We start from the raw sequence: 11,588 nt of genomic DNA, 5'->3' as shown, positions 1-11,588 counted from the left end.
CCCGACCGATGTCGCAGGCCCACGCACCCACAACCCGCTCAGCGATCCGTCGCCTACTGTGTGGCGCAGTGCTGCTGGCATGCGGGGCAAGCCAGGCACTCGAACTCAATGAGGCCACCGAGGCCCAACTCGACGGCTTGCGCGGCCTGGGCCCCAGCAGCACCGCACGGATACTGCAGGCCCGAGCGGCGGGTCCATTCCAAAGCTGGGCGGACTTCATGGCACGCGTCAAAGGCATCAAACCTGCTACGGCCGCCAAGTTCTCTGCGCAAGGGCTGACCGTCCAGGGTGCGACCTACACACCGGAGTCCAAATAATGCATCCCGTGATTGCCATTTGTATTGGCGCTTGCACCGGTGCCCTTGCGCGCTGGCAACTGGGCTTGTGGCTCAACCCGGTCGCCACCGCCGGTACTGTGCTGCCTTGGGGCACGCTGGCAGCCAATCTGATTGGTGGTTACCTGATCGGTGTGTGCGTTGCCGTGTTCCAGGCCATGCCGCAGCTGGACCCGGCCTGGCGCCTTGCGCTAGTGACGGGCTTTCTGGGCGCACTCACAACTTTCTCGAGCTTCTCGGCCGAAGTCGTCGCCATGCTGGGGCAGCAACGGTATGCGTTGGCACTGGGCACCGCCGGCGTGCACCTGCTGGGCTCTTTGGCGCTGACGATTGCCGGCATGCGCTCTGCTACATTTTTGATAGCTGCTCGCGCATGATTCAAGAGCGCTAGCGAGTCTTTTCTTTTTAAAATCCTAGCGCACCCCCATGCACATCATGGTTTACCCCTAGGCCCGCCCGTCAGGGTTTCTTCAGCCCTAAATGCAGGGCTAAGGCTTAGACTCCGTTGGTTCTTACTGCGAGCCTGCGCTTTCGTAGTCAAGGCATTGGATAACTACAAACGGAGACACCATGGCACCCCTGCTATCACTGTCCAGGCTGATCGATACGGTCAGTACTTGGGTCGGAAAACTCACCATGTGGCTGATTCTGGCCACTACCTTGATCAGCGCTGGCAATGCGCTGGTGCGCAAAATCTTCAACAACAGCTCCAACGGCTTGCTGGAAATCCAGTGGTATCTGTTTGCAGCCGTTTTCATGCTGGGCGCAGGCTATGGCTTGCTGAAGAACTCGCATGTGCGAATTGACTTTATCTCCACCAAACTGAGCGACCGCGCCCGTAATTGGATCGATATTGGCGGGATTATTTTGGTTCTGTTTCCCCTCTGTGCCATCAGCATTTCTCTAGGCTGGCCCTTCTTCATGCAGGCCTTGGCGAGCGGCGAAATGTCACAAAACGCAGGCGGCTTGATCCGCTGGCCTGCCTATGCCTTGATTCCTTTGGGCTTTGCGCTGCTGATGATGCAAGGCGTATCTGAATTGATCAAGCGCATCGCTTTCCTGACCGGCAATGGTCCGGATGTATTGAGCAGCGAAGAGTCCAAATCTGACGACCAAAAGAAGCTCGAAGAGCTCGAGGCCCAAACCGCCAAGCTGTTGGCCGGAGACAAATAATGCAAACCACTCTCTTGGCACAACAGTTTGTGCCCTTGATGTTCATCACGCTGTTCATCGTTCTGCTGACCGGCTTTCCTGTGGCTTTCGGCCTAGCCGCTACCGGCTTGGCGTTAGGCTTTGTCGGTATTGAGGCCGGAATATTCCCGGCGGCCTTGTTCCAAGCATTGCCGCTTCGCATATTCGGCATCATGCAGAACGACACGCTGCTGGCGATTCCGTTCTTCACTTTCATGGGGATTATTCTGGAACGCTCCGGCATGGCCGAAGACCTGCTGGAAACCGTGGGCCAAGTGTTCGGCCCCGTGCGCGGTGGCGTGGCGATTGCCGTGATTCTGGTGGGCGCCTTGTTGGCTGCTACTACCGGTGTGGTGGCTGCCGCTGTGATTTCCATGGGCCTGATTTCCCTGCCCGTGATGCTGCGCTACGGTTACAGCCGGACGATTGCGACTGGCACGATTACCGCCTCGGGCACTTTGGCTCAAGCGATTCCACCGTCGCTGGTGTTGATCGTGCTGGCCGACCAGTTGGGCCGCTCCGTGGGCGACATGTATTCCGGTGCATTGATTCCCGGCTTGCTGCTGGTCGGCCTTTACATCGCATTCATTGTGGCTGTGGCGATTTTCAAACCTGCCATGGTGCCCGCGTTACCACCTGAAGCCTTGCTGTACAAGGAAGACAACGGAGCTTCGGGCCACAAGTCTTTGCTGGCTCTGGTGCTGGTGTGCGCGGGCGTGGGTTACGCATGGGCGCAAGTGCATGATGGCCTGCTGACCAAGTGGCTGGAGCGCGCGACGCCCTCTGCCGGCGATGAAATCGTCATTCTGTCGCTGACTTTGGCTTCCCTCACCGGATTGGCATTGGCCATCATCAACCGCGTCACCAAGCTGGGCTTGTTGTCCAAACTGGCAGAGCAGGTCACCTTTGTGCTGATGCCACCGCTGATCTTGATCTTCCTGGTGCTGGGTACCATCTTCTTGGGCGTTGCCACTCCCACCGAAGGCGGTGCGATGGGTGCTTTGGGTGCGCTGATTCTGGCTTTCGGCAAACGCCGCTTGGACATGCCATTGATGAAGCAAGCGTTGGAGAACACCGCCAAACTGGCGTCGTTCGTGCTGTTCATTTTGATCGGCTCCACTGTGTTCAGCTTCACCTTCAACGCGGCTGACGGCCACATCTGGGTCGAGCACTTGTTCGACAAGATTCCCGGCGGCGCCTGGGGCTTCCTGGTGGTGGTGAACGTGCTGGTGTTCATCTTGGGCTGTTTCATCGACTTCTTTGAAATCGCCTTCATCGTGATCCCCTTGTTGGCACCGGTGGCTGAGAAGATCCTGCCCGGCCTCGTGCCCGGCATGACACCCGACCAGGCCATGATCTGGTTCGGCGTGATCATTGCGATGAACTTGCAGACCTCCTTCCTGACTCCGCCCTTCGGCTTTGCGTTGTTCTACTTGCGCAGTGTGGCCGCCAAGTTCGACTACAAAGACCGGGTAACCGGCAAGCTGATTCCCTCGGTCAAAACTGTTGAGATCTACAAAGGCTCTATTGCGTTCATCATCCTGCAGTTGATTATGGTGGTGGCCGTTATCTCTTTCCCGGCTCTGGTAACAGGCGGCATCGAGAAAGTGGAGTCGCTGAGCGCTGACCAGATCATGCAGCAGCTCGATACGCCCAAAGCAGAGGAAGCGGCTGATCCTCTGGCAGGCATGGACAACGGCTCCAAGGATGCATCAGCAGCCCCCGCTGACTCTGCGAAGGAAGAGGACCCGATGAAGGCCTTGGAGGATGCCGCCAAAGAGGCATCCAAAAAACCTTAATCCTGCGTTGACATAAAGACGGGACCGTCGCCAGCCTAAACGCTGCCACGGTCCCTTTTTCGTCATTGGCGTCCATCAATCCAACTTCACTATTTCTCTAGCACATGACTGATCCAAGCACCGTACAGATTGTGGGGGCCGTGATATTCGGCCTCGCCGTGATTCACACGTTTTCCACCAAGTTTTTTGAACACCTTGCGCACACCCGCCCCAACCACGCGGGGCTTTGGCACCTGCTGGGTGAAGTGGAAGTCGTCTTCGGCTTCTGGGCCATGGTGTTGATGTTTGCCATGCTGGGTTTGGTGGGCACCAAAGAAGCATCGCAGTACCTCGATAGCAGGAACTTTACGGAGCCCTTGTTCGTATTTGCCATCGTGGTGATTGCGGGTAGCCGCGCGGTGCTGCACATGGCAAAAAAAGGAGTGAGTGCAGTCGCCAGCATCGTCCCGCTCAAAGGGGGCATGGCGTTTTACTTTGTGGCGCTTTCTTTTGTTCCGCTGCTGGGCTCGTTTATTACCGAACCTGCCGCCATGACCCTGGCGGCCATGATGCTCAAAGAGCGCATTTTCGGTGTCGGGCTGTCTAACCGTTTGAAATACGCCACCCTGGGCGTCTTGTTCGTCAATGTCTCCATCGGCGGAACCCTCACATCCTTTGCAGCGCCACCTGTTCTGATGGTGGCTGCGAAATGGAACTGGGACAGCTGGTACATGCTGACCCACTTCGGTTGGAAGGCAGCCATCGCAGTGTTCGTCAATGCGCTCGCAGTCACCCTGCTTTTCAAAGACCAGCTGGTGCAACTGCCCAAGACCTCGTCAGCCCGTGATTTCGAGATTCCCTTCAGCGTCATGCTGGTGCACGTGCTGTTCCTCGCCGGCGTCGTGACATTCGCCCACCACCCTGCAGCGTTCCTGGGCTTGTTTTTGTTTTTCATCGGCTTCGCACAAGCCTACCCGCGCTACCAGGACAGCCGCTTGCTGCTGCGTGAAGGTTTGCTTGTCGCATTTTTCCTTGCAGGCCTGGTGGTGCTGGGCGGGCAACAACAGTGGTGGCTGGAGCCCCTGCTGCGCGGCATGGATTCGTCCACCGTCTACTACGGCGCCACCGCATTGACGGCCATTACCGACAATGCAGCTCTGACCTACCTGGGTTCCCTGGTGGAAGGATTGAGTGATGAGTTCAAGTACGCTCTGGTTGCAGGTGCGGTGACTGGCGGTGGCTTGACTGTGATTGCAAACGCCCCCAATCCTGCGGGCTTTGCCATTCTGCGGGGCAATTTTGAAGACGAGACCATTCACCCGGTCGGCCTCTTCCTGGCAGCTTTGCCAGCGACCATCGTGGCAATTGTGGCGTTCAGGTTCCTCTAAGAAAGCAGGCTTCCGGAACAAAAAATCCGGAGGCTGCAATTGCGCTTAGGAGCGCGCATAAAAAAAGCCCCGCATTGCGGGGCTTTTTGCTTGTCAGAACGAAGTTCTGATTACAGCTTTTGCGCTTGCATGAAGCTGTCAAAACGCGCTTCAGTAAAGCGGAACCACAGGTTCTGGTCCTTGCGGAATGCTGAGTAGTCGTCGTAGACCTTTTTCCAATTGGGGTTCTTGGCACTGATTTCTTCGTACAAGGCCATAGATTCTTTGAAAGCCAGGTCCAGTACGTCTTTGGGGAAAGGCATGACCTTGACTTTGGCGCCCACCAGTTCCTTCAAGGCCTTGGGGTTACGCGCGTCGTACTTGGCTTGCATTTCCACGTGCGCATAGGAGGCAGCAGCTTCAACGATGGCCTTGTTTTCTGGCGACAGAGCAGCAAAAGCTTTGTCGTTAATGAAAAAGTCGAGCTCTGGGCCGCCTTCCCACCAGCCGGGGTAGTAGTAAAAGGGAGCGACTTTGCCGAAGCCCAGTTTCTGGTCATCGTAGGGGCCAACCCACTCTGCTGCGTCGATAGTGCCCTTTTCCAGCGCTGTGTAGATTTCTCCGCCGGGGATGTTCTGTGGAACACCGCCCATACGCTCAATCACCTTGCCTGCGAAGCCACCCACGCGGAACTTCAGGCCCTTAATGTCAGCAGCGGACTTGATTTCTTTACGGTACCAGCCGCCCATCTGGGCTCCAGTGTTACCGCCTGGGAAGTTCACGATGTTGTACTTGGCGTAGAACTCACGCATCAGCTTGCCACCGTTGCCTTCGTACATCCAGGCAGTCATCTGACGGCTGTTCAGGCCGAAAGGAATGGCGCAACCCAAGGCGAAGGTTTCGTCCTTGCCGAAAAAGTAGTAAGGAGCAGTGTGGGCCATTTCCACAGTGCCGTTTTGGACGCCGTCCACCACACCGAAGGCGGGCATCAATTCACCGCCAGCGTGGGTAGTGATCGTGAACTTGCCACCGGACATTTCGCCCACTTTTTTGGCGAACACATCAGCGGCACCAAAAATGGTGTCCAACGCCTTGGGGAAACTGGAGGCAAGGCGCCAGCGGATGGCAGCTTGTGCGTGCACGGCGGGAGCTGCACCAGCAGCCAAAACGCCGGCAATACCTGCGTTTTTGATTATTGAACGACGATCCATTCGCTTTTCTCCGGTAATTGAGTTGTAACCAGCTTGAAGCGCAGTTCTTCCGCGCATCAAGGACTGTGTAAGTCAAGCGCGATTGTAGGAATGCGAATAACCCTACTCGTGGGGGTTTTCCCTCGGCAACAGGCTCTTTTGTGTAGACGTTCAGCTTCCTGCAAGCCAAGCCTCGCGGGCTGCGGGCTTGACTGACATCAGTCTTACACCACACGCACCAAATGCGTCAGCAAATGGCCGAATCTTTGGCGCACAGACGCTTGGATGCCGGCGGCATCCAGCCCCTGCATTTGCAGCAGATATGCAGGGTCACCATGCTCAATAAACTCATCCGCCAAGCCCAGCTGAAGGACTGGGATGGACAGCTTGGCTGCCTGCAGCGCTTCAAGAACTGCGCTGCCTGCGCCTCCCATGGTGGCGCCCTCTTCCACCGTCACCAATGCACTGTGCGTGGCCGCCACTTGCAGCAGCAACTCGGTATCCAAAGGCTTGGCCCAGCGCATATTCACCACTGTGGCGCCCAATGCTTCAGCAGCCACCAGCGCCGGATACAGCAAAGTGCCAAACGCCAGAATGGCGATGTTGCCACCCTGCTTGCGGATCTCACCTTTGCCAAAAGGCAAACCTTCCAAAGAACTGCTGACTGCCACTCCGGCGCCACTACCACGCGGGTAACGCACGGCCACCGGATGGTTTTGCGCATATGCAGTGCTGAGCAACTGGCGGCATTCGTTTTCATCAGCGGGGCAAGCAACGCTCATGTTGGGAATGCAGCGCAGGAAAGGAATGTCATAGGCACCGGCGTGGGTGGCTCCGTCAGCACCTACCAGGCCTGCGCGGTCCAGCGCAAACACGACTGGCAGATTTTGCAGCGCCACGTCATGAATCAACTGGTCGTAGGCACGCTGCAGGAAGGTGGAATAAATCGCCACCACCGGCTTGAGACCCTCGGTGGCCAGACCACCTGCAAAGGTCACTGCGTGTTGCTCAGCGATGCCCACATCGAAGTAACGCTGGGGGAAGCGCTTTTCAAACTCCACCATGCCTGAGCCCTCGCGCATGGCGGGAGTAATGCCCACCAAGCGCTCGTCAGCGGCCGCCATGTCGCACAACCACTGGCCGAATACCTGGGTAAACGTGGTTTTGGCAGGCGTGGTGGATTTCACCAGCCCCACGGCGGGGTCAAACTTGCCCGGGCCGTGGTAGGCCACCGGGTCCGCCTCAGCCAGCTTGTAGCCTTGGCCTTTTTTGGTCACCACATGCAGGAACTGCGGGCCTTTGAGCTGCTTGATGTTCTCCAGGGTCGGAATCAGCGAGTCGAGGTCATGCCCGTCGATGGGGCCTATGTAGTTGAAGCCGAATTTTTCAAACAGCGTGGCCGGCACCACCATGCCCTTGGCCTGTTCTTCGAGGCGCTTGGCCAGCTCAAACAGAGGAGGCGCGCCCTTGAGCACGCTCTTGCCCACGCTTTTGGCAGCCGCATAAAACTGGCCACTCATTAACTGGGCCAGGTAGCGGTTCAGCGCGCCTACAGGCGGGCTGATGCTCATGTCGTTGTCATTCAGGATCACCAGCAAGCGGCAGTCCTCGACACCTGCGTTGTTCAGGGCCTCAAAGGCCATGCCGGCAGTCATGGCGCCGTCGCCAATCACGGCGACTGAGTAGCGGTCTTCACCCTTGATGCGGGAGGCCAGCGCCATACCCAGTGCGGCAGAAATCGAGGTGCTGGAGTGGGCAGTGCCAAAGGTGTCGTACTCGCTCTCATCACGGCGGGGAAAGCCGGACAAGCCGCCGAACTGGCGCAGGCTGTCCATGCGGTCGCGACGGCCGGTCAGAATTTTGTGCGGGTAGGTCTGGTGACCCACGTCCCAGACGATGCGGTCATCCGGCGTATTGAACACGTAATGCAATGCCACCGTCAGCTCCACCGTGCCGAGGTTGGAGCTCAGGTGCCCACCCGTGCGGGCCACGCTGTGCAACAGGTAGTTGCGCAACTCGTCCGCCAGCGTCCGCAATTGCGGACGCTGCAACTGCCGCAAGGCGGCCGGATCGTCGATGGTGGCCAACAAGGGCGTTGTGGAGGGATTGCTGGATGACATTTGCTATTCTTTTAGTAGCTACTCACGCACATTCCATGAGCGCCAGAGGCCGATTTCATATAAATAATTGCTCGCCTGTCTTTCAATGGGCGCGGTGCACCACCATGCCGGCCAGCGCCCGCAGGGCAGCGGTATCGGGCAGACCGCTGGCATCGAGCGCGTCCAGCGCCTGGGTGTACAGGCTCAGCGCGTAGTCGCGGCTGGCTTGCAGGCCCATCAGGGACACATAGGTGGGTTTGTCGTTGTCGGCATCCTTGCCGGCGGTCTTGCCCAACGTCGCAGAATCTGCTGTCACGTCCAGTATGTCGTCCACTACCTGGAACGCCAGGCCAATCGCGGCGCCATAAGCCTCCAAACCGGACAGCACCTGTGCAGTAGGTTGGGCACATTGGGCACCCATGACGACGCTGCCTTGCAGCAAGGCACCAGTTTTGAGCTGGTGCATTTCGCGCAACTGGTTCTCCGTGAGTGGCAGGCCCACGCTGGCCAGGTCGATCGCTTGGCCACCGGCCATGCCGGAACTGCCGGCCGCGCGCGCCAACAAGCCGCACAAACGGGCCTGCACAGTGCAGGGCACAGAGCCATCCAAGGGGGTCAAAAATTCAAAGGCCAGCGCCTGCAAAGCGTCGCCAGCCAGCAAGGCACTGGCCTCGCCGAACTGCACATGCACAGTCGGCTTGCCACGGCGCAGCACATCGTTGTCCATGCAGGGCATGTCGTCGTGCACCAGCGAGTAGGCGTGAATCAGTTCCACCGCGCATGCAGCCCGCAAAGCCGCGGCATCACAGCCATGGCCCAATTCCGCCACCGCCTCGTGGGCGGCCAACACCAACAGGGGCCGCAGGCGCTTACCACCGTCCAGCACGGCGTAGCGCATGGCGTCTACCAAGGCAGCCGGGGCCCCATGGTCCACACCCTGCGGTGCATCTGCGGTGATCCAGGCTTCCAAGGCGCGCTCCACGCGGTCCAGGCGCTCGCGCATCCAGGTGTCCAGTTCAAAATCAACTGTCATGTCTGCGGCCTGGCTCATTGGGCTTTCCAAGGTTTCAGCACACCGTCGTCCAACACCTTGATCTGGTCTTCCACCGCCTGCAGCTTGTCGCGGCAGTGCTGCAACAGCGCGGCACCGCGTTGGTAGTTGGTCAGCAGCTGGTCCAGGGGCAGGTCGCCGGACTCCAGGCGCGCGACAAGCCCTTCCAGTTCGGCCATGGCCGCTTCATAGGTGGCAGGGAGCGCGGTGGCGTCGGGTTGGGATGGGCTGGCCTTGGGCATGGGTGGAGCAATCTGAAGCAAACCGCGATTTTAGGCGCATAGCGAATGGGCAACTGTCTCTAAGGCAGAGTGCCTGATACGGGGTGCGGGTACAATCGCCCCTCCCGCTTCCGGCCACCCGCTTCTAGACTGGCCGGCTCCCATTCACCGCGCACTTTGGTGCATCCCCCTGTGGGGAGTCTTTAGGTCAGGTCACCCATGTCTGATTTAAGTCTTCAACTGCAGCAGGCGAACAGCCAACTACCAGTTTCGAGCTACTTTGACCCGGCGCTTTACGCGCTTGAAATGCAAAGTATCTTTCAGCAAGGGCCCCGCTATGTGGGGCACTCTTTGAGCGTCCCCCACGTCGGGGACTACTACGCCCTGCCCCAGGAAAACGGGGGCCGAGCGCTGGTGCGCAATGCAGCAGGCATTGAACTCATCTCCAACGTCTGCCGCCACCGCCAGGCCATCATGCTCAAGGGCCGTGGCTCACTCACGCACAGCGGCAACCAGATCCAAAGCGGCAACATCGTCTGCCCGCTGCACCGCTGGACTTACAGCGGCGCCCACGCCGGCCACAACGGCAGCCAGAGCGGCACGCTGATCGGCGCCCCCCACTTCGCCCACGACCCGTGCCTGAACCTCAACAACTACAAGCTGCAGGAATGGAACGGCCTCCATTTTGAAGACGACCGCGCCAATGGAGGCGTGGACGTGGCGGCCCAACTGGCGAACATGGGCCCGCGTGCCGACCTGAGCTTTGAGGGCTATGTGCTCGACAAGGTGGAGATGCACGAGTGCAACTACAACTGGAAAACCTTTATTGAGGTGTATCTGGAGGACTACCACGTAGGCCCCTTCCACCCCGGGCTGGGCCAGTTTGTGACCTGTGAAGACCTGCGCTGGGAGTTCAAGGACAACTACTCGGTGCAAACCGTGGGTGTGGCCAACCGCCTGGGCAAGGCCGGCAGCCCGACCTACGAGCGCTGGCACAAGGCCCTGCTGGGCTACCGCAACAACGTGCCCCCGCAGTACGGCGCCATCTGGCTCACCTACTACCCCCACATCATGGTGGAGTGGTACCCGCATGTGCTGACCGTGTCCACCCTGTTCCCCATGGGCATAAACAAAACCATGAACATGGTGGAGTTCTACTACCCCGAAGAGATTGCCGCCTTCGAGCGCGAGTTTGTGGAAGCCCAACAGGCCGCCTACATGGAAACCTGCATCGAAGACGACGAAATCGGCGAACGCATGGACGCCGGCCGCCGCGCCTTGTTTGACCGGGGCGACAACGAAGTCGGCCCCTACCAGAGCCCCATGGAAGACGGCATGCAGCACTTCCACGAGTGGTACCGGCGCAAGCTGGGCGGCGCAGTCGGCGGCTGAACACTTACTATTAAAAGCATAGCTGCTCGCGCACATTCCATGGGCGCTAGCAGCTCTTTTTATTACTAAACACCTATGCAAGCTCTGTGGATGGTCCTGGCCTCGTTCTGGTTCGCGCTGATGGCGGTGGGCATCAAGTACGCGTCCAATAGCTTTGGCACCTTTGAGCTCGTGTTCTACCGGGGCCTGGTCAGCATTGTGTTTATGGGCATCGTGGTGCGGGCCAGTGGTTCCAGCCTGCGCACCCCGGTGCCGCTGATGCACGTGTGGCGCAGCACCATCGGTGTGGTATCTCTGGGCAGCTGGTTTTACGCCATTGCCCACCTGCCACTGGCCACTGCCATGACACTTAACTACATGAGCGGCGTCTGGGTGGCTGCTTTTGTAGTGGGCGGTGCCCTGCTCTACGGCAAAGAGCAACCACAGGGCGCGCTACTGGGCACGGTGCTGATGGGTTTTGTGGGCGTGGTCATGACACTGCGCCCCACCATCGACCAGAACCAGCTGTTTGCCGGCCTGATCGGCTTGCTCTCCGGCCTGGGCGCTGCACTGGCCTACATGCAGGTAACGGCGCTGGGCAAGGTCGGCGAGCCGGAAGAGCGCACCGTGTTTTACTTCTCGGTAGGCAGCGCAGTGGTTGGCGCTGTGGGCATTGCCTTCACGGGTTTCACCCCATGGAGTGAGGTGGATTGGCGGGATGCCGTCTGGGTCATTCCCATCGGCGTGCTGGCGTCCTTGGGTCAATGGTGCATGACCCGCGCCTACCGCAAAGGCGCCACGTTGGTGGTGGCCAGCATGCAGTATTCGGGCATTGTGTTCGGGGTGATCTTCAGTTTGGTGCTGTTTGGCGACCAGATTCCGACGCTGGGCTGGATAGGCATTGCCGTGATCGTGACCAGCGGCGTGCTGGCGACCGTGCTGCGGACGCGCTTGCTACCGAATACGCCGGCTGAGGAGCACTAGG

11 protein-coding genes are annotated in these 11,588 nt (G+C 59.0%); 7 read left to right on the top strand and 4 right to left on the bottom strand.

Features of this window, described 5'->3' with window-relative positions; translation table 11 throughout:
* The first annotated feature begins 8 nt into the window (after positions 1-8).
* The 5 genes from ACOAP0_RS16755 to ACOAP0_RS16735 all read left to right on the top strand — a co-directional run bounded on the left by ACOAP0_RS16755 (position 9) and on the right by ACOAP0_RS16735 (position 4,692).
* Entirely contained in the window at positions 9-317 is a 309-nt protein-coding gene (locus ACOAP0_RS16755) for a ComEA family DNA-binding protein (RefSeq protein WP_498377351.1), read from the top strand.
* The gene (crcB, locus tag ACOAP0_RS16750) at positions 317-712 is read left to right on the top strand and encodes a fluoride efflux transporter CrcB (RefSeq protein WP_498377350.1); all 396 of its coding nucleotides are present in this window, start codon (positions 317-319) and stop codon (positions 710-712) included. The genes ACOAP0_RS16755 and crcB overlap by 1 nt, the downstream gene beginning before the upstream one ends.
* 193 nt (positions 713-905) lie before the next feature.
* On the top strand, positions 906-1,508 hold the full coding sequence (locus ACOAP0_RS16745; protein ID WP_498377349.1) for a TRAP transporter small permease subunit: 603 nt from the start codon (positions 906-908) through the stop codon (positions 1,506-1,508).
* Entirely contained in the window at positions 1,508-3,325 is a 1,818-nt protein-coding gene (locus tag ACOAP0_RS16740; RefSeq protein ID WP_498377348.1) for a TRAP transporter large permease, read from the top strand. Before ACOAP0_RS16745 ends, ACOAP0_RS16740 begins: the two co-directional genes overlap by 1 nt.
* Positions 3,326-3,429: 104 nt before the next feature.
* The gene (locus tag ACOAP0_RS16735; RefSeq protein ID WP_498377347.1) at positions 3,430-4,692 is read left to right on the top strand and encodes a putative Na+/H+ antiporter; all 1,263 of its coding nucleotides are present in this window, start codon (positions 3,430-3,432) and stop codon (positions 4,690-4,692) included.
* Between the two features lie 110 nt (positions 4,693-4,802).
* Here the strand turns inward: ACOAP0_RS16735 and ACOAP0_RS16730 are convergent, their stop codons facing one another.
* The 4 genes from ACOAP0_RS16730 to ACOAP0_RS16715 form a co-directional block, all read right to left on the bottom strand.
* Positions 4,803-5,882 carry a TRAP transporter substrate-binding protein gene (locus ACOAP0_RS16730; RefSeq protein WP_498377346.1) on the bottom strand — a complete coding sequence of 360 codons (1,080 nt, stop codon included), beginning with the start codon at positions 5,880-5,882 and terminating at the stop codon, positions 4,803-4,805.
* 203 nt (positions 5,883-6,085) lie between these two features.
* Entirely contained in the window at positions 6,086-7,981 is a 1,896-nt protein-coding gene (gene dxs / locus ACOAP0_RS16725; protein ID WP_498377344.1) for a 1-deoxy-D-xylulose-5-phosphate synthase, read from the bottom strand.
* A gap of 82 nt (positions 7,982-8,063) precedes the next feature.
* Positions 8,064-8,993, bottom strand: a complete 930-nt coding sequence (locus ACOAP0_RS16720; protein WP_087497443.1) for a polyprenyl synthetase family protein — start codon at positions 8,991-8,993, stop codon at positions 8,064-8,066.
* Between the two features lie 14 nt (positions 8,994-9,007).
* Positions 9,008-9,253 carry an exodeoxyribonuclease VII small subunit gene (locus ACOAP0_RS16715; RefSeq protein WP_087496949.1) on the bottom strand — a complete coding sequence of 82 codons (246 nt, stop codon included), beginning with the start codon at positions 9,251-9,253 and terminating at the stop codon, positions 9,008-9,010.
* A gap of 198 nt (positions 9,254-9,451) precedes the next feature.
* Here ACOAP0_RS16715 and ACOAP0_RS16710 point away from each other — a divergent pair, with 198 nt between their 5' ends.
* On the top strand, positions 9,452-10,624 hold the full coding sequence (locus ACOAP0_RS16710) for an aromatic ring-hydroxylating oxygenase subunit alpha (RefSeq protein ID WP_498377343.1): 1,173 nt from the start codon (positions 9,452-9,454) through the stop codon (positions 10,622-10,624).
* A 75-nt stretch (positions 10,625-10,699) separates the two neighbouring features.
* A complete protein-coding gene (locus ACOAP0_RS16705; protein ID WP_498377342.1) occupies positions 10,700-11,587 on the top strand; it encodes a DMT family transporter in 888 nt (295 codons plus the stop codon).
* Position 11,588 lies beyond the last annotated feature (1 nt).

The organism is Curvibacter sp. Hmag1.1, assembly GCF_059769165.1.
The sequence above is the reverse complement of the archived record's forward strand: the minus strand, read 5'-3'. Positions and strand labels throughout refer to the sequence as shown.

Excerpts from the sequence above, each read along its gene's own strand:
- ACOAP0_RS16755 (WP_498377351.1), top strand. The coding sequence starts at position 9 with ATGTCGCAGGCCCACGCACCCACAACCCGCTCAGCGATCCGTCGCCTA.
- crcB (WP_498377350.1), top strand. The coding sequence starts at position 317 with ATGCATCCCGTGATTGCCATTTGTATTGGCGCTTGCACCGGTGCCCTT.
- ACOAP0_RS16745 (WP_498377349.1), top strand. The coding sequence starts at position 906 with ATGGCACCCCTGCTATCACTGTCCAGGCTGATCGATACGGTCAGTACT.
- ACOAP0_RS16740 (WP_498377348.1), top strand. The coding sequence starts at position 1,508 with ATGCAAACCACTCTCTTGGCACAACAGTTTGTGCCCTTGATGTTCATC.
- ACOAP0_RS16735 (WP_498377347.1), top strand. The coding sequence starts at position 3,430 with ATGACTGATCCAAGCACCGTACAGATTGTGGGGGCCGTGATATTCGGC.
- ACOAP0_RS16730 (WP_498377346.1), bottom strand. The coding sequence starts at position 5,882 with ATGGATCGTCGTTCAATAATCAAAAACGCAGGTATTGCCGGCGTTTTG.
- dxs (WP_498377344.1), bottom strand. The coding sequence starts at position 7,981 with ATGTCATCCAGCAATCCCTCCACAACGCCCTTGTTGGCCACCATCGAC.
- ACOAP0_RS16720 (WP_087497443.1), bottom strand. The coding sequence starts at position 8,993 with ATGACAGTTGATTTTGAACTGGACACCTGGATGCGCGAGCGCCTGGAC.
- ACOAP0_RS16715 (WP_087496949.1), bottom strand. The coding sequence starts at position 9,253 with ATGCCCAAGGCCAGCCCATCCCAACCCGACGCCACCGCGCTCCCTGCC.
- ACOAP0_RS16710 (WP_498377343.1), top strand. The coding sequence starts at position 9,452 with ATGTCTGATTTAAGTCTTCAACTGCAGCAGGCGAACAGCCAACTACCA.
- ACOAP0_RS16705 (WP_498377342.1), top strand. The coding sequence starts at position 10,700 with ATGCAAGCTCTGTGGATGGTCCTGGCCTCGTTCTGGTTCGCGCTGATG.